This window comes from Gordonia sp. DT101 (genome assembly GCF_049844895.1).
GTDB lineage: Bacteria > Actinomycetota > Actinomycetes > Mycobacteriales > Mycobacteriaceae > Gordonia.
On record NZ_JBNCLX010000002.1, the window covers coordinates 284212 to 300854 of the forward strand.

The following is a 16643-nucleotide window of genomic DNA, read 5'->3' on the forward strand; positions in this document are numbered from 1 at the left end:
TCGCACCGGTCGGGCCTCACACCCGACCGGCCTCACACCCGACACGACAGCTCCATGGTGTCGTGTCCCTTGCCGGGGAAATTGACACTCGTGTAGCCGTTCTCGGGTCGCCGGACCCTCTCGAGGTAGTCGGCGGTGTCGGGGCTCTCGGTGTTGTCGGCGACGATCAGTGCGCCAGTTGGTAACCGGGGCTCGAGTAGCTGCAGTACGGGTAGGTAGATCTCTTTCCATCCGTCCATGAACACGAAACCGATCTCGCCCTCCACGGTGGCGAGGGTTTCGAGCGCGTCACCGTCGAGCACGGTGATCACGTCGTCGAGTCCGACGTCGGCGAAGGTCGCCGATGCGGTCTCGATCTTCTTCGCGTTCAGCTCGGTGGTGTAGACGTGGCCGACACCGTTGTCGCGCACGGCCGCCGCGAGGTGAAGGGTCGAGATGCCGTAGGACATCCCGAATTCGACGACGGTGACGGGTCGGGTAGCACGGATCAGCGAGTACATGAACCGGCCGGCCATCGGGCTCACGGGCATGTACCAGTCCTGCGCGGCATCGGCGCGTTCGGCAGCGGTCCCGGCAGGCGCGGCGCGGGGACCGTCGGGTCGGCGCGGTGGTCGATCGGCGAACTGGGCGGTGGCCTGGTCGTACAGCCCGGTGATCGTGGCGGCGACTGGGTCGGTGTCCAGGGTGTTCGTCATGCCACCACGCTAACGAAACGAACTGCTCGCTCGCTGTGCGTTGGCTGTGTTGTCCCGCCAGCCGGCCAGTACCCGGTGCAGGGCTTCGGCGCCGTGCAACGGATTCGGGGGATCGGGTAGTCCGACCGGATGGAGCAGGAACGGTGTGCTCTGCGGCCCGCCCATGCCGCCGTGTGAGCCGACCTGTTCTTCGAATGCCGCCACCTCGTCGGTCTCGGGCCAGTACGCCCCGCCGACCATGATGTCCGCGACGTTGTCGAAACCATCTGTCCGCCTGATCTTCTCGAGGGCGTCTGGACCGAAGTCGCGTAACGGATCGATGCCGGTCACGGCGCCGGTCGCGACGTCGACGGTCCCGCCGTCGCCGAGCACCACGGATCCGCCCGCGGGGCGAGAGATCAGCAGGAAACCGATCCCGGGATGGTGGCGTAAGGCATCGACGAGACCCGGATACGCGGCCTCGATCGACGCGGTGTCGGCACGTCCCGGGATGGCCGGAAAACTGAGCAGTCCGAGGTTCCCGGAACCGAGCACCACCGGGGCGTCGGTGTCGACCACCGGCTCCTCCGGCAGGTTCGGCGGGCGGATGCTCGCGGTTGCGTAGAGCTGGCCCTCGGCGTAGGTCCGGTGGGAGTCGTCGTCGGTCTCCGGATGCGCGGGATCTCCGCACAGGCGGTGCACCAGTTGGGGCAGGCTCTCCCCGTATCGGTGGGCGAATGTGGCGCCCTGGCTCTGGCCGTGGTCGGAGAGGAGCACCACGTGGTAATCGCGGTCGGCCTGCTCGACCACGGCAGACAGCAGGCGCACCGTCTCGTCGATCTTGGTCAGCACCGCAAGGGTTTCCGGCCGCGAGATGCCGGAGTGGTGGGACACCTCGTCGTAGCCGATCAGATCCGCGTAGATGATGCCGCGGCCGTCGATGAGGTCGCGGACCACCGTCGCCACGGTGACATCGGTGGCAACGACTGTGGTGAAGGCGCGGACGAACGGATACACGCCACCTCGTGGCACCCGCGGCCGGATGTCGCGACGGCGCTGGTGCAACGACTGCCGGAGCTCACGCTGGATCTCGGCGATCATCCGGACGACGGTGCGCAGGGCGCTCGACGGGTCGACGAAATAGGACGAGTAGCCGGCCCCGCCGCCTAGCCGCGCACCGCGCATACGGCTGACCACGAGGACGTTGTCGTCGGCACCACCGGTGAACAGGTTGCCGCGACTGGCGCCATCGACCGCGAGCAGACCCGGCAGATCCGCGCGTTCGAACTCACGTTGCTCGTTGTCCCGGGGATTGCTGAACACCGAGATCGTCCCGGACGCCTTGTCGAACCACCGGAACGCAGGCACGTTGTGATTCGATCCGTGCAGGATGCCGAGCTGGGACGCCCCGGTCTGGCTGCTCCAATCGGTGTGCCAGGGCACCAGCCGATGGGACTCCCGAACCAGTTTCGCGATGGTCGGGGTCACGCCGTCGGCGATCGCACGTCGCAAGACCTCGTGTCCGAGGCCGTCGATCTGCAGGCACAGCAGTCCCGGCACCTCCGACGACCCGGACGTGTGGCGCCGCCGGAATCGCTGCCGACGGACCTGCATCAGCCGATAGGACGTATCCGATCGTGAGGCGATGATGCCGCCGACGACCGATGTGAACAGCGACAGCAGGGCGGCCATGACGAAGAGGTCGAAGGTGCGGTCGACGGTTGCCACCGGAACCAACACCAGCGACAGCATCAGCAGCAGGCCGTTCGCCACGAAGACGAGGAGGAACAGCACCACCGGGCCGATCCACGACATCGCACGGACGATCACCGGCCAGAGAATCGCGGTGAGCAGACCGAACACCAATGCGAGGACGAGTGCGGCCGGCAGGGTGGTGGTGTGTCCGTCCACGGTGACCGAGTCGAGTGTGACGCCTCCGAACGCCATGTCGAGGACCAGCATGGCCAGAGCGGAGGTCAGCCACAGCACGATCAACTCGATCGCGATGCCGATGGCTCGTGCGGTGCTGCGCATGGCGTCCTTTCGCTTGCCTTGGGATCGTAATGGGATGAACGGCACACCGGAGGACCGAGCCGGGCATCGGTCCTGGATGCGATGGCTCGGGCACGCGACCACCTTGATCTCTGATCGTGGGACGGCGGTGCTGACCGATCCGGTCCTGACGGCCCGGGTGGCGCACCTTCGACGCCGACGCGGGCCGATCCCCGACGACGCCGTGGTGGCGGCCGCCGACGTGGTGGCGCTCTCCCATCTCCACGCCGATCACCTGCACCTACCGTCGTTGCGCATGCTCGACGGCGACGTCCCGATCGTGCTTCCGCGTCATGCCCCGGATGCGCTGCCGTCGCTTCGGGAGTTCGGGGCACGGCTCATCGAGGTCGACGCGGGCGACGAGGTACCGATGGGCGACGTCGTCATCCGCGTGGTGCCCGCCGAACACGACGGCCGCCGCTGGCGACGCGGCCAGCACCTGACGTCCGCGCTCGGCTATATCGTCGTCGGCGACTCGACAACGTACTTCGCCGGGGACACCGACCTCTACGCCGACCTCGGGGACTGGGTGCGCGAGCCCGATCTGGCACTGCTCCCGGTCGGCGGGTGGGGTCCGACTCTGGGGGCCGGGCACCTGAATCCGGTTCGCGCGGTGACCGCCGCCGAGATGATCGGTGCACGACGAGCGGTACCGATCCACTACGGAACCCTGTGGCCGATCGGCCTCGACCGGATGCGACCCGGGCTGTTCCATGATCCGGGAGCCGAATTTGTCCGCGAGGCCGTCGAACACGGTGTCGCGGCAACCGAACTGGCGCCCGGCGATCGGATCGTCATCGGCGACGACTGATCCGCCCTGCCGGTCGCCCTCCGCGCGTCAGGTTCCGGCGGGCAACGTGGTGAAATCGGGGGAGCGGCCTTCGGCGAAGGCGGTGAGCGCCTCGGTGTTCGCCGGGCCGCCCATCAACTCGGCGAATGCCGCGTTCTCGCGGTCACGGGCCGCATCGATCTGATCCCGGATGGGTTCGGTCATCGTTCGCTTCACCGCGATCAGACTGGAGATCGGCTGCTGCGCAAGTTGTTCGGCGTGTGCAGTCGCGACGTCGAGAAGCTTCTCCGGCGCGCAGAGGCGCCACGCCAAGCCGATGTCCACGGCCTGCTCGGCCGAGATCCACTCCGAGGACATCAGCACCCAGGCTGCATCTTGCCGACCGAGCAGACGGGGCAGCAGGTAGGAGGACGCCGCCTCGGGTGCGACCCCGAGGCTGGTGAACGGGCACTTGAACCGCGCGGCGGTCGACACGAAGGCGAGATCGGCGAAGCCGAGGATGGTGGTACCCAGCCCGAGGCCGAGTCCGTTGACCGCGCAGATCAGGGGTTTGGGAAACGCGACCAGCGCGTCGATCAGACCAGGGAATCCGTATCGCCCCGGCACGAAGTCGGGATCGCCGACGCGTTGCGCCATCTCCTTCAGATCCGTTCCGGCGGTGAAGGCCCGGCCGGTGCCGGTCAGGAGAACGACGGCGACCTCGGGGTCGTCGGCGGCGTCGATGAGTGCCTGCGCGGTGGCATCGTAGAGCGCCTCATCGAACGCATTGAGGGCGTCGGGGCGGTTGAATGTCAGTGTGCGTACCCGATTGTGGGTCTCGACGAGCAGATTCATCGGCCGGCTTTCGTGGTGGAAACGACCGTGCGGGAAATCCGACGAGGGGATTTGTACCCTCCGGGCCGCCGAGATCGTGTGAAGGCGGAGGTGTTCAGGATCAGGTGCAATGTCACCGTTGAATCGTAACGTGGCGGGTCATCAGTCACCGGACGCTGTCAGCTGGGCTGGATGCCCGATCGATCAGGTGTGAGGCGTGGTCGAGAATGCTCTGCAAGCTGAATTCGAAAGTGCGATCCTGCCGGACGTGCTCAGCGTGTCCGCGCGTCTCGATGGCCGTTTGTGCAAGGTTGGGCCTGTCCTGAAGACGAGCCACCGCGACGGAACCAAGGAGGTGAAACCGCAGAGCCGAGAGAACTCGGCAGGCATCGTCGGGAGGCAGTTGTGCGGCTGCGAGTCGCGCCAATGCGCATTCGATGTGTTGTGCTTCGAGCTTCGAGGGTCGAGAGATCGGATGGGCCCTGATCACCAGCAGGTCGGCGAAGACTCGGTTGGCGAGAAGGTCGCTGCGCACGGTGTGAACGTAGTCAGACAGGGAACTCCGCCAATTGCCTTGCGCCGCGCCGATTACCGTATACCTTACGGTAATCGGTTGTAGTGATTCGGGTGATCACGGATACGCGACGATTCCGTCAATGACAGTGGCGACCACGTCGACGGACGTCGGGTTGCGACGGACGTCTTCCGGTGCGCCGCGGACGACGGCCAGGTCGGCGACTGCGCCGGGCTCGATGGCGCGGGGAACCGTGGGCTGTTCTGGTGTGCCCCAGAACAAGCCGAGCGCCGTGGCGGGAGAGACGGTTTCGAGTGGGTCGCGGCCGGAGTGGTCGATGGTGGCCGCGTGGATCGCCGTCCAGGGGTCCGAGCCGCCGAACGGGGCGTCTGTCCCGGCGGCGACGTGGATCCCGGCTGCCAGCAGGCTCCCCAGCCGCCAGAGGTCGGCCTGTTCGTCGGCGGGGACCTCGACGCGATACTGCTCGGCCCTCTCGAACGGGAAGTTCGGCTGCGTGATGACGGGTATCCGGTGATCGCGCAGCCAGTCGAAGCATTCCGCAGGGATGATGGCGCCGTGTTCGATCCGGTCGCCGGGCAGCACGCCTGCGCCGTCCAGAGCGGTCATCGTGACGATGAGTTGTAGACGCGTGACGCAATGCACGGCCACCGGTTTCCCGGATCTGTGGATCTCCCTCATGGCCTCGGTGAGTTCGGGAAGCGTCGGCAGCCGGTCGTCATCGAGGAGGATCTTGGTCGCTCCCAGGGTGAATGTTGTCGGCCGGCCCGGCGTCTGGTGGCCTGGCGGCCGGATGTCCGGGGTGCTCATGCAGTGGACGCGCTGCACGATGTCGCCCGAGCGCACCGCCGCGGCGAGGGCGTCGATCGACGACTGCGAGAGATCGGGAGTGGCCTCGGTGAACCCGGTGACACCGCGTGCGGCCGCACGCCGGCTCAGGGTTGCCAGGTCGGGCGGCGGCGACGGCATGGTGGCGCCGAGCCGGTCGCCCAGCCAGGAATCCATCCGCCAGAGGCGGCCGGTGGGATTGCCTGCGGCATCACGCTCCACGCCGGGGAGTGCGCACGCATCGACTCCCACTTCCCGGCAGGCCGCACTGTTCAGAATCCACAGGGCGCCGGAGCGGTGCTGGACCCGGACCGGGCGTTCGGCGACCGTGGTGTCGAGGACTCCGCGTGTGAGTGGGCCGGCCACGGATTCGTGATAGCCGTAGGCGCGCAACCACTCTCCTGGCAGCGCGCGTAGATCCGCGGCCTGCAGTACGGCGCGCAGTTCATCGTCGGATTGCACGTCCGGCGGCCCGACCCGGATGGAGCCGGCAGTGGCTGCGAGGGAGCGAAGGTGGAGGTGGTGGTCGTGCAGGCCCGGCATCACCCAGCAGTCCGAGGCGTCGAGGTCGTGCTCGCCTGCCTGGGGGCGCAGGCGCGAGTCGACCTCGGTGATGAGTCCGTCGTCGCAGCGGACATCGACGACCCCCCGGTCGAGGGTGCAGGCGTTGCGGATCAGCATGGGAGACCCGATGCCGTGGGGGCGCGGACGGGACTGTGGCGCCGCTCGTGCGAACACTCGACCGCCCATCCGCCACCGCCGTCGTCGCGGACGACATGTTCTCCCGGACAGGCGAGTTCGGCGGTGGTGAACGAGGCGACGGTGTCGACCATCGACAGATCGATCAGAACGCCGCCGCCCGCTTCCGCCGCCGCGGCCGTCGCGAGTGCCGCGGTGATCCCCGACAGCGGATCCGCGATCGCATCTGCGCAGAATGCCGGTTGGTCGCCGTGCCAGCCGACGAGGCCACCACCGACCGCGGCGTCGTCCCCGAAGTTCACCTGCATGGGCGTCGATCGGCCGCCCCCGGTGATGCTGACCCAGATCTTCCCGGGTCGGTGCGTCAGGCGGTCGGGCGAGAGCCCGAGCCGCTCGAGGGCGCGCGGGCGGGAGGCCTCGATGACGATGTCGGCAGCATCGATCAGGTGCGCCAACTGATCCCGGCCCTCGTCGGAGGTGAAGTCGACGGCTCGGAACTCCTGTCCGCGGTGCAGCCACTCGAAGAACACCGGGTCGCCGATGCGGGCGCCGTCGGGACGCCCGGTGCTCTCGACCTTGATCACCCGGGCGCCGGCCCGGTTCAGCACGCCGCCACACAGCGGGCCCGCCCAGAGGGACGAGAGATCGACAACCGTCGCACCGCTGATGGCGAGAGTGGGCGTCCGGGAGGCGATGTCGGTCACCTGGAAGGGGAGTGGTGCCTGCTCGGCGTGTTCTGGAGAAGCGTCGAGTACCGCAGCCGCGACACCCAGCAGTTGCGCCTGGTCAACGACATCGGACGCGGCGGTTCGGGCGGCGAAGTCCGTCAGATCCTGCCATGGGTCGTCGGTTCCCCGGTCCCCGATGATGGCCGGAACCGATGCCACATCATCTGGGCGACAGAGGGATATCGCGATCCACTGGTCGGCCGCGCGGATCAGCCTGGTCATGCCGCCCGCAGAGATCTGGCCGTTCCGGTGCAACCCGCGCAGGGCGGCGCGGGCGCCGATCACGGCCCCGGCGTCGAGGTGGACGGCGTCGCCGGCGAGGCCGGTCAGGCGGGCGAGCTCACCCACGGCGACGTCGAGCACCCCGTACGCTGCGGCGGGTGAGATGAGCGGGGCTGCCGACGAGACGCCGGTCAGCTCCATGCCGCCGCTGCCTGCCCACTGCAGGACGGCACACCCGGGAGCCGAGTGGTCGAGGGTCGGTATCGCGTCGCGAGACGTGCTCGGCCACCACGTGTTCAGCCATCGGGAGACGACGGCCGACGGCATGCGGTGCTCGATGGTCACCGGTCGCCGCGTGGTCCGGCCAGGCCCTCGACGGCATAGCGCACGATCAGCTCGCTCACCGGCCGGCCGTCGTCGTCGGGGTTCGACGACACCTGGAAGATTGTGAACGACAGCAGGATTCGTGCCAACCATGCGCTCGCTCCGGCGACGTCGGTGTCCTGCGGGATCTCGCCGCGTTCACGTGCCGCCTCGACGTACGGCAGGAGGAACGATGCGGTTCGCTCCACGGCCTCGGTGCCATGTGTACCCAGGATGTGGATCATCGCGGCCGGGTTGGTCCCGCTCCTGGCGCGATGTGGCGTCTGATCCCGCGGCGGGTTGATGGTCCGCGCGATGATCTCGCTGAACTCACCCACCTGTTCGGACAGGGTGGGCAGCGATGTGAGGGCCTCGGTGACCTCGTCGAAGAACCACTCGGTGGTCCGGCGTCGCAGTGCTTCCAGGAGGACGTCGCGGGACTCGTAGTACCGGTAGAGCGTGCCCCGGGCCACGCCGGCGGCCCGGGCCACCTCGGACATGCTGAGCCGTCGAACCCCGACCTGCCGTACTAGTCGGTCGGTGGCCTCGAGGAGCCGGTCCTCGGTTGCCTTGTCGGCCTCGGTCGTCCGCGTCGACGTCACGCCTCGGCCCGGTGCGGGCCAGAGATCCTCAAATCCGGTCGTCACGCCGATTCTCCTCGTCGCTGTTGCCTCGAGTGGCAGTCGGCCATTGCCGGCCAGTCTATGGCGGCGATATGAGTCGCCACTGGTGCCACCTGTCCATGCTAGACAGTTGTGCAGAAACTGTACTACTGTCTCACGAAGATCCTCATACGGTGGAAGTAAGGAGCAGCCCATGCCCTCGACATCCGGATCGACGCAGAGCGTCGGCACGACAGTGGACCGGAACGTCTCGAATGTGCGCTGGCCGACCCTCGATCACCTCGCGGTGGGCGTGCGGCGCTGGGAGGACGCCTACCCTCGGTTCGTCGGCGAGCTCGGCGGGCGGTGGGGATACGGCGGAGTCTCCGGTGAGTACGCCCCGTACCAGCTCGTCTACGGTGACGGCCTCCGGATGGAGTTCATCGCGCCTGACAAGCCGGGCAGTTTCATGGACCGGTTCCTGGAACAGCGCGGACCGTCGGCGCATCACCTCACCTTCAAGGTGCCCGACCTCGACGAGACCCTGGCCGACCTGCGCCGGCGGGGCTTCGCGACCTTCGGGGACTCGCGGACGGACCCGATCTGGACCGAGGTCTTCATCCATCCGAAGGCATCGGGTATCGGCACCCTCGTCCAGGTGGTCCGGGCCGACGACGAGACCATCGTCGCCGAAGGGTCGTTCTCGACCGCGCCGGAGGATTTCCCCCGGGCTGGCACGCCGAACCGGGAGATGTCGATCGTCGGAATGACCGTGTCCGACCTCGACCGGGCCCATGACCTTCTGGGTCGGGCGTTGCTCGGCGACGTCATCGAGGCCGGGGACGGATGGTTCTTCGCGACCTGGGGGCGCGGCCGCTCGATCCTGGTCCGCGAACCGTGGTCGACGCCCTGCTCTGCCGGCCTCTGGGAAGGTGCGTCGGAGGAGGGCGTGGCGTTCGTCCTCTTCGGCGACGGCGATCTCACCGCCGACGATCTTGCCGCCGACCCGGCGCGACTGGTCCGTCTGCCCGACCACGCGGACACCGGCGTCCCGGTCTGGCTGGCCTGAGAAAGCGGAGGTCGAGGTCTGGGCCTGGACGAGAAAAAATGTTGCGCTGCAGGATGTCCCGATTGCCGATCTGTGGATCGCCCGCGAGGTCGCCAGGCGCGACGGTCATGTCGCATCGATACCGATGATGCGTCGTGTGGTCGATGAGTTGCACGAGGAGGACCGGCTGGGATATTGCGTGTGGGCGACCGGAGTTCTGGTCGGTTCGCTGCTCGCGCGCGGTTCCGACGACGACCTCACCGAGGTGCAGGGTGCCATCGAACGTCTGGAAGTTGTGCGCGCCGAACAAGATTCGGCAGTTCGATCAGTCGCGCTGTTGCGGCTGCGTGCCCTCCTGGATCGTGCTCGCGGCGACCTCGATGGGTTTCGGGAGCTGACAGGACGCTATCGCGGCGGTCGGAATCGTACGGTTTCGACGGACATCGCGATTGGGCGCAGGCGATGGGTGAGAACGAAGGACAGACGCCGACGCGATGATGGGCGGTATCCGGCCGTCACCCGAAGATCGGCGGAAGACAGAACAGGACCACGACGCCCCACACGACGTGGGTGCAGATCGGTGCCAAGACGCCGTCTGTGCATCGCCGGAGTACCGCACAGATCACGCCCAGGATGAGCGCGGCGAATCCGAGCATCGGATTGCCGCTGGCGAGCGTGGCAAGCGTGTAAAGGACCGTCGACACCAGCACCGGGTGGTGATTCTGCGCGGCCGAGTAGACGCCGCCGCGGAAGAACACCTCCTCGGCCAGGCCGTTGCCGAGGGTGATCACGGTGACAGCGATGATGCTGCCGCGATCACCGAGGTCGAGGACCTGGGTGACCAGGTCGGCGAGGGCCGGGATCTCCCGGGTGATGAGTGCCCCGACCACGAATGCCGCTCCGACGAGCAGACCGATCGCCGTGCCGAGGGTGGCAGCGCCGATCGTCGACGATCGGCCCGTCGCCGATCCGGCTCGAATGCCGAATCGGCCCAGTCGAATCGGCCCCGAGAGCAGCCCGCCGACGATCCAGATCGCCGCCAACGCGATCGTCAACGGATAGAAGGAAGCATCGCCCGGCTCTGACGAGAGTGAGAAGCCCAGGACCACCGCACCCAGGACGAGGAAGATCGCGACCACCCGTCGTCGGCGCGTCAGTGTCGCCGGATCGTCGAATCGGGTCGCCGGTGCCGGTGCGGTGAGTCGTCGCCTGAGGTTGTCGAGAGTGACAGTCATCCTGACAGCAGGGATACCACGCTTCGCACCCGACGCGTCGTGAAGCCCACGATCGAACCGATCCCGCCGGTGACCGCACGCCGGATCCTCATCAGGTCGCCGCCGGCCCATCCCGGGTCGGTGTCGGCGAGATGATGCGGGTCGGCCAGCGCACACACCGAGCGGGGTGGCGTGGTGTGCACGGCCGATTCGATGGCCTCTCGCATCGGGACCAGCCCGTTCGGCGGATCCGGAACCAGGTCGCGGATGGAATGTTCGGTCGCTGTCATCGGCTGGCTGAGCGACGCCACGAGATCGGCGGTCAGCGAGCTCGGCACCGGGACGAGCATGCCGGTCACCCGGCCGGCCAGGTGCGAGTTCACGAAGGGGACCGGCACCCGGAGGCGGGGCTGCCGGATGGCACGGATGTACTCCGACAGGACCGATTCGTACCGTGTGCCGACGTCGGGGCCTGCGATGTCGTAGGCACCCGGCGGGAAGGCCGGGTCGATGACCTCCACCAGGTAATGGATGACATCGCGGACCGAGATCGGGTCCATCGGGTTGTCCACCCAGCCCGGTTGCGGGATCACCGCGAGCCGGTCGGCCACGTACCGGATGATCTCGAACGACGTCGAGCCGGCGCCCAGGATCACCGCGGCTCGCAGCCACACCAGATCGGGGCCGCCCGGGATGTCGAGGGCGGCACCGACCTCGGCGCGACTGCGCAGATGTCTGGACAGGTCGTCGTGGTCACAGTCGGGTACGAAGCCGCCGAGGTAGACGATCCTGGGCACGTTCGTCGCGCGTGCCGCGACCGCGACGTTGTGCGCGGCGCGCGTGTCGGCTTCGTCGAAGTCCTGCTGACCGATCCCGTGGACCAGGAAGTAGAGCGCATCGATGTCGCCGGCGCTCGCGACCGCATCGTGCGCCGACTCGCTGTCGTCGGCGTCCATGGCGATGGCCGTGACGCGGCCGTACCAGCCGAAACGTCGCAGTGTGGCCGGCCGGCGGCTGGTCACGACGACGTCGTCGCCGCGGTCGACCAGCGCACACACGAGACGGGAGCCGACATATCCGGTGGCACCGGTGACCAGCACTCTCATCGGTCTGTCCGTGCGTGTGCGGGTCGGGTCGAGGTCATGCTTCGACGCTAAGTGCGAATGCGGACAACCTGCCGCTGCCGGGCGCGGTGTGCAACGCGATCGCGACGTCGGTCACGGTCGTATAACGACAGTCAGCGGCCGAGGCGGTGACGCCGATCAGGATCGTCGCGGTCAACAGCAGGGCGCTGTACCCGAGCACGACGGTCGAGGTCGACGGCTCCCACAACTGGCCGTCGGCGGTCTGGGGTGCCAGCGGTGCGATCGTGTTGAGGTCCACCGACGACGGATACCGCGTGACCCCAGTACGACGGGAACAACCACGAGAGTTGTTGCAGCCCCGGGGTGGTGAGACGGAAGAGACCGCCACAGAACACCAGCTGTGAGATGACGGCGATGACCATCGGCGGCATCGTCTGCTCGGCGGAGCGCACCGAAGCGGAAATGGCCAGTCCGCACAGCGGGTGACGGCGGCCGGGTACGTCGGTGTTGCTCGTGGGCGGTGTCGGGGTAGGCGGCGACGAACGCGAAGATCTAGGCTCAGTCGCCGGTGCCCATCGCGGCGCCCACCTGGTCGGGAGCGCCGCAGAAAGCGGTCTTGCCACCCGGTGCGAGGAGCAAGACCTGATCGCACATCGACAGGTGGGTCAGCGAATGGGTGACCACGACGACCACCCGGCCGGCGTCGGCGAGGCGCCGTAGTGTGGCCATGACCTGCCGGTCCAGCGCCGGGCCCAATCCGGACGTCGGTTCGTCGAGGATCAGCAGCGACAGACCGGTGAGCAGTTCCATCGCCCGCGCCCACCGGTGGCGAGGCAGGCGTGAAGTCGGCCCACCGCGATGTCGGCAAGGGCTTCCATCTGGTAGGCACGCAGCACCTTGACCGCCCCGTCCACCACCCCGGCGCCCCGCACGCCGTCGGTGCATCGTCGTAGGTTTGCCCAGTGTGTGGATGCACGGATCAACTGAGTACTGCACTAACCTGCACCCTGAGAGTCACAGACGTGAAGGCGTGCCCGGGAACCTTTCCGGTCGCCGTTGCATCGAACAATTGTATTGAGCATCCAGCGCCCGGCCAGAACACCGGTCAACCCGCGCGACTGCACACGACGAGGGGAACAGGGACGATGACGAATCGGCAGCCGGTGGTGCGTTGGGTGGGGGTTCTCGCCGCGATCACGGCGATCGCAGGATGCACCACTCAGGGAGAGGCGACCAGTGCGTCCGGTCCGGCGTCCGAGCCGTCCGTGGACGCCGCGGCCCTCGACACCGGCGCCTATCCGACCACACCGAGGCCTGCCTTCGGGAAGGCCACTCAGGACAACATTCTCCAGGTCGAGGGGCAGCGGATGGCTCAGTTCGTGGTGGTGCCGTTCGAGATCGACGACGACCTCACGAATGCGAAAATGCCGACGATGGTGATCAGCGGGCCGAGCGGTCTCGGCATGGTGCTCGCTCCCGACACCGCGAAGGTGCCCGCGAACGAGAAGATGATGATGGGCTTCGTCGACGCGGCCGCGACCTCGGATGAGAGCCTGCGCGCCGGGACCAAGCGGGCCCTCAACAACATGGTGCTCCGCTATCTGACCCCCGCTGACGCAAGGGACGCCGCCCGGCAGATGGCCGACGCCACCGCGGCCGGGGACAAAGCGCGACCGACGACGCTGCCCGGGCTACCGGACACGCTGGTCGTGCAGGCAGGCCACGGTGGGAACAAGCAGATGATGGCCTTCACGCCGCACAACTCTTATGTGCTCTATCAGTGGTTCGAGACGACGCCGTCGCAGCAGAACATGTTGGAGCCGACCGTCCGTAAGGCCCTTGCGCTCCAGAGTGCGCTGATCGACAAGTTCCCGGCCACGCCGACAAAGGACGAGGCCAAGGCCAGGGGCATCACCGGGAGCAGTGCACCCGTCGTCGATCAGAATCATGTTCTGATCTACGCGTTGCCCTACACCGACGACGAGATCAAGAAGGGTGTCAAAACCGCACTTCCCGGCGGCAGCATCCGAGCGGTCTACGGACCCCGTGGGATGGCGCAGATGAGCAGTGATCCCAAGACCGACTTCACCATGCTCACCGACGTCGGCGCCACGGCCAACGCCATCGAGAAATCGACCGTGTACCGGGCGTCCACGCCTGATGGCGCAAAGACCATCGTCGACATCTCGCTGGCATCGAGCCGAAGCCAGGGCTGGGCCGATGCGGCGGTTCCGGTCGGGCTGCCCGCCGCCAAGTGCCAGAGCAAGACGCTCGACACCGGTACGTGGTACGCCTGCTACGTGCAGAAGGGGCGCTACGTCGGCAACTACAGCGCGCGGGACAAAAGGGATGTGCACCAAGCAATCTCGGCACAATACGTGATCCTCACCAAGGCGGATCAGAACGCGAACTAGAACGCGAACTAGAGCGTCGGTGCTCGGCAGTGCGCAACCTGAACCATCCGGCCCGGGCCGGATGGTTCAGCGATGCCGTTTGAGCCGCAACCGCGACGCTGTGTAAACGACGAGCACGATCGAGATGAGCAGCAGCGCACTGTAGCTCAGCACTACGTTGCTCAGCTCTGGCTCCCACAGCTTCGTGTCCTGGGCTTGTGGTGTCATCGCGGAGATTCTGGTGAGGTCGACAGCAATCGCGGAGGTCGCATACCCCCAGTAGGAGGGGAACAGCCACGACAGCTGCTGCAGCCCGGGCGCAGTGAGCTCGAACAGGCCGCCGGAGAACACCAACTGCGAGATGACCATGATCACCAGCGGTGGCATGGTCTGTTCGTTGGATTGCACGGTGGCCGAAATGGCAAGGCCCACCAAGGTACTCACACATGCCAGTGCGGCGACGGAGATGAACAACTCCAGTGGACCAGAGCCGATCACTCCGCCGCTGGGTGTGCCTTTGCCGACAAAGACGATCGCGACCATGACCGCGGACTGGATGATGGTGGTGACGAAGTACACCATGATTTTCGCGGCGAGGTAGGCGTGCGGCCGCAGGCCAACGGCGCGTTCACGTTCGAAGATGTCGCGTTCGCCGACGAGGTCACGCACGGTCAGCGCGGTCCCCATGAAAGCGGCACCGATGACCAATACGATCAGAATCTGGATGGCCTCGCCGCCACTGTTGGCGCCGAACCCGGCCGACCCGGGGATGACCAGTGTCAGCAGACCGAGCACGATCGGCATTATCGCGAGGAACGCGAGGTAGCCGGGATCGGCGAAGATCAGCCTGATCTGGCGGCGAGCTACGGTGCTGCACTGATCCCAGCCGCTGCTCTGCGGTGCTGAGCTGGCGTGACCGGCGGGCCGTGGCGGGCGCGACGGGCGCGGGGTATGACGGGTGCGTTGCAGGTGTTGCTGGTAGGCCGCATCCGGGTGGGCAGCCACGAATGCGAAGATTTCTGCCCATTCGTCGGTCCCCATCGCCCCGGCCACATCATCAGGATTGCCGCAGAACGCGGTTTTGCCGCCCGGCGCCAGCAGCAGCACCTGGTCGCACATGGCCATGTAGGTCAGAGAGTGGGTGACGACGAGTACCACACGGCCCGCGTCGGCGAGGCGGCGCAAGGTTGCCATCACCTGACGGTCGAGCGCAGGATCGAGCCCGGACGTGGGTTCGTCGAGGATCAGCAGCGACGGGCCGGTGAGCAATTCCATCGCCACCGACGCCCGCTTGCGTTGGCCGCCTGACAGTTTGTCGACGCGGGTATCGAAGTGCTCGGTCAGCTGGAGCTCTTCGAGGACACCGGCGATGACCGAGTCCCGGTCGGCGGTGGACAGGTCTGGTGGGAGACGAAGTTCGGCGGCGTAGCGCAAGGCCTGGCGCAGACTGAGTTTGTGGTGCAGGACGTCCTGCTGGGGAACCATGCCGATACGGGTGCGCAGCGCGTCGTATTCGTCGTGGACGTTGCGCCCTTCGAAGGTGACCTCACCTGTCGTCGGGCTACTCAGACCGGCCGCGATCTTCGACACGGTGGATTTGCCGGCACCGGAGGGGCCGATGACGGCGGTCAGGGTGCCCGGTCGGGCGGCGAAGTCGATGTCTTTGAGGAGCTTCTTGTCACCGTCGACGACGAGGTTGATGCCTTGCAGGTGTAGTCCGCCGCCGGTGATCGCCGGGGCCTGGCCGCGGCGCAGGGTGTGGCCGGCCAGCACGAAGTCGGAGTTGCCGATGGTCAGGACGGCGCCGTCGGTCAGCGCGGTGGGTGTACTGATCCGGCTTCCATTGACATGGGTGCCGTTGACACTGCCCAGGTCCTCGATCAGTACACCGGTGCGATGTGCGGTGATACGGGCGTGGTGGCGCGAGACGAGCATGTCGTCGACGATGATGTCGTTGCCCGGCGTACGGCCGATGGTCTGCGCGCCGGACAGGACGATCTCGTTGCCGTCGCTGTTGTGCTGGATGGGTTGCAGATGTGGCGCCCCGCGCAGCTGCGGTGGCATCACGAAGGCTGAGGTGCTCGGTATCTGCGGCTGTCGCGGTTGCGGCGGGAGCGGTGGTGGAGTGTAGGGCCGTTGGGGTGGCACCATCCCGGCCTGTGGCGTGGGATCGAGCTGATGTGGTGCGGGGGCAGCGGCCAGGGCGATGACCAGGATGGGGCCGCGGCCGGGGCTGCCCAGGTGCAGTTGTGCGGTGCCGGTGACCGGCTGCTCGGTGAGAAGCCGGCCCGCCGAGAACACCCGCGCATCGTGCCCGCCGATCGCGATCCACCAGCGGTCGCCACGCCATTCGATGCGCAGATGGTGATCTTCGACCATCGGATGATCAACGACGATGTCGTTGTCGGGGGCCGCACCCACGGTGAGGCGGGGTTGGTCCCCCAGCGTGCGTAGCGTCCCCTCGACAGACACGCTGCCCGGCGTCATCGTCGTCATCACTGGTGCGGTCCGATCTCGTGGAGATGGTGGTTGTGCTGTGCTGCATACGGTTTGGCCGGGTGCGGCGACGGCGGGCGTCGCCCCACCCGGCCGGTCCGGGT

Annotated in this window: 14 protein-coding genes and 1 pseudogene; 3 read left to right on the forward strand and 12 right to left on the reverse strand. The window is 67.3% G+C overall.

Features of this window, described 5'->3' with window-relative positions; genetic code table 11:
* Window positions 1–32: 32 nt before the first annotated feature.
* Together ACLQ3I_RS07835 and ACLQ3I_RS07840 are read right to left on the reverse strand one after the other, a co-directional pair.
* On the reverse strand, window positions 33–695 hold the full coding sequence (locus ACLQ3I_RS07835; protein ID WP_425801049.1) for an O-methyltransferase: 663 nt from the start codon (window positions 693–695) through the stop codon (window positions 33–35).
* Between the two features lie 9 nt (window positions 696–704).
* On the reverse strand, window positions 705–2708 hold the full coding sequence (locus ACLQ3I_RS07840) for an alkaline phosphatase family protein (RefSeq protein WP_425801051.1): 2004 nt from the start codon (window positions 2706–2708) through the stop codon (window positions 705–707).
* A 34-nt stretch (window positions 2709–2742) separates the two neighbouring features.
* Here ACLQ3I_RS07840 and ACLQ3I_RS07845 point away from each other — a divergent pair, with 34 nt between their 5' ends.
* Window positions 2743–3537: an MBL fold metallo-hydrolase gene (locus ACLQ3I_RS07845; RefSeq protein WP_425801053.1), complete on the forward strand. Its 795-nt coding sequence runs from the start codon at window positions 2743–2745 to the stop codon at window positions 3535–3537.
* 27 nt (window positions 3538–3564) lie between these two features.
* On the opposite strand, the gene ACLQ3I_RS07850 is transcribed toward ACLQ3I_RS07845, so the two are convergent.
* From ACLQ3I_RS07850 to ACLQ3I_RS07870, 5 genes are all read right to left on the reverse strand, one after another.
* Window positions 3565–4350 carry an enoyl-CoA hydratase/isomerase family protein gene (locus ACLQ3I_RS07850; RefSeq protein WP_425792361.1) on the reverse strand — a complete coding sequence of 262 codons (786 nt, stop codon included), beginning with the start codon at window positions 4348–4350 and terminating at the stop codon, window positions 3565–3567.
* Window positions 4351–4495: 145 nt separating this feature from the next.
* A complete protein-coding gene (locus ACLQ3I_RS07855) occupies window positions 4496–4939 on the reverse strand; it encodes a TetR/AcrR family transcriptional regulator C-terminal domain-containing protein (RefSeq protein WP_425801904.1) in 444 nt (147 codons plus the stop codon).
* 21 nt (window positions 4940–4960) lie between these two features.
* The gene (locus ACLQ3I_RS07860) at window positions 4961–6370 is read right to left on the reverse strand and encodes an amidohydrolase family protein (protein WP_425801055.1); all 1410 of its coding nucleotides are present in this window, start codon (window positions 6368–6370) and stop codon (window positions 4961–4963) included.
* Complete coding sequence (locus ACLQ3I_RS07865) at window positions 6364–7683, reverse strand: CoA transferase (RefSeq protein WP_425801057.1); 1320 nt, start codon at window positions 7681–7683, stop codon at window positions 6364–6366. Before ACLQ3I_RS07865 ends, ACLQ3I_RS07860 begins: the two co-directional genes overlap by 7 nt.
* A complete protein-coding gene (locus tag ACLQ3I_RS07870; protein ID WP_425801059.1) occupies window positions 7680–8348 on the reverse strand; it encodes a TetR/AcrR family transcriptional regulator in 669 nt (222 codons plus the stop codon). Before ACLQ3I_RS07870 ends, ACLQ3I_RS07865 begins: the two co-directional genes overlap by 4 nt.
* A gap of 169 nt (window positions 8349–8517) precedes the next feature.
* On the opposite strand from ACLQ3I_RS07870, the gene ACLQ3I_RS07875 reads away from it, so the two are divergent.
* Window positions 8518–9372 (forward strand): VOC family protein, encoded by an 855-nt coding sequence (locus ACLQ3I_RS07875; RefSeq protein ID WP_425792365.1) that lies wholly within the window; start codon window positions 8518–8520, stop codon window positions 9370–9372.
* Window positions 9373–9866: 494 nt separating this feature from the next.
* Here the strand turns inward: ACLQ3I_RS07875 and ACLQ3I_RS07880 are convergent, their stop codons facing one another.
* The 4 genes and pseudogenes from ACLQ3I_RS07880 to ACLQ3I_RS07895 form a co-directional block, all read right to left on the reverse strand.
* Window positions 9867–10586, reverse strand: a complete 720-nt coding sequence (locus ACLQ3I_RS07880) for a CPBP family intramembrane glutamic endopeptidase (RefSeq protein WP_425792366.1) — start codon at window positions 10584–10586, stop codon at window positions 9867–9869.
* Window positions 10583–11671 (reverse strand): NAD(P)H-binding protein, encoded by a 1089-nt coding sequence (locus ACLQ3I_RS07885; protein ID WP_425792367.1) that lies wholly within the window; start codon window positions 11669–11671, stop codon window positions 10583–10585. The genes ACLQ3I_RS07880 and ACLQ3I_RS07885 overlap by 4 nt, the downstream gene beginning before the upstream one ends.
* Window positions 11672–11705: 34 nt before the next feature.
* Window positions 11706–11948 carry a hypothetical protein gene (locus tag ACLQ3I_RS07890; protein ID WP_425801061.1) on the reverse strand — a complete coding sequence of 81 codons (243 nt, stop codon included), beginning with the start codon at window positions 11946–11948 and terminating at the stop codon, window positions 11706–11708.
* A 263-nt stretch (window positions 11949–12211) separates the two neighbouring features.
* Window positions 12212–12481: pseudogene (locus ACLQ3I_RS07895) on the reverse strand (ABC transporter); the annotation flags it as partial.
* Window positions 12482–12795: 314 nt separating this feature from the next.
* On the opposite strand from ACLQ3I_RS07895, the gene ACLQ3I_RS07900 reads away from it, so the two are divergent.
* Window positions 12796–14064, forward strand: coding sequence for a DUF7373 family lipoprotein (locus tag ACLQ3I_RS07900; protein WP_425801063.1), 1269 nt, complete (start codon window positions 12796–12798; stop codon window positions 14062–14064).
* Between the two features lie 66 nt (window positions 14065–14130).
* On the opposite strand, the gene ACLQ3I_RS07905 is transcribed toward ACLQ3I_RS07900, so the two are convergent.
* Window positions 14131–16530, reverse strand: coding sequence for an ATP-binding cassette domain-containing protein (locus tag ACLQ3I_RS07905; RefSeq protein WP_425801065.1), 2400 nt, complete (start codon window positions 16528–16530; stop codon window positions 14131–14133).
* Window positions 16531–16643: the final 113 nt, after the last annotated feature.

Bases quoted from the DNA above. Each gene is read 5' to 3' on its own strand.
- ACLQ3I_RS07840 (WP_425801051.1), bottom strand. From the start codon at position 2,708: ATGCGCAGCACCGCACGAGCCATCGGCATCGCGATCGAGTTGATCGTG.
- ACLQ3I_RS07860 (WP_425801055.1), bottom strand. From the start codon at position 6,370: ATGCTGATCCGCAACGCCTGCACCCTCGACCGGGGGGTCGTCGATGTC.
- ACLQ3I_RS07905 (WP_425801065.1), bottom strand. From the start codon at position 16,530: ATGACGCCGGGCAGCGTGTCTGTCGAGGGGACGCTACGCACGCTGGGG.
- ACLQ3I_RS07850 (WP_425792361.1), bottom strand. From the start codon at position 4,350: ATGAATCTGCTCGTCGAGACCCACAATCGGGTACGCACACTGACATTC.
- ACLQ3I_RS07880 (WP_425792366.1), bottom strand. From the start codon at position 10,586: ATGACTGTCACTCTCGACAACCTCAGGCGACGACTCACCGCACCGGCA.
- ACLQ3I_RS07835 (WP_425801049.1), bottom strand. From the start codon at position 695: ATGACGAACACCCTGGACACCGACCCAGTCGCCGCCACGATCACCGGG.
- ACLQ3I_RS07900 (WP_425801063.1), top strand. From the start codon at position 12,796: ATGACGAATCGGCAGCCGGTGGTGCGTTGGGTGGGGGTTCTCGCCGCG.
- ACLQ3I_RS07875 (WP_425792365.1), top strand. From the start codon at position 8,518: ATGCCCTCGACATCCGGATCGACGCAGAGCGTCGGCACGACAGTGGAC.
- ACLQ3I_RS07885 (WP_425792367.1), bottom strand. From the start codon at position 11,671: ATGAGAGTGCTGGTCACCGGTGCCACCGGATATGTCGGCTCCCGTCTC.
- ACLQ3I_RS07845 (WP_425801053.1), top strand. From the start codon at position 2,743: ATGAACGGCACACCGGAGGACCGAGCCGGGCATCGGTCCTGGATGCGA.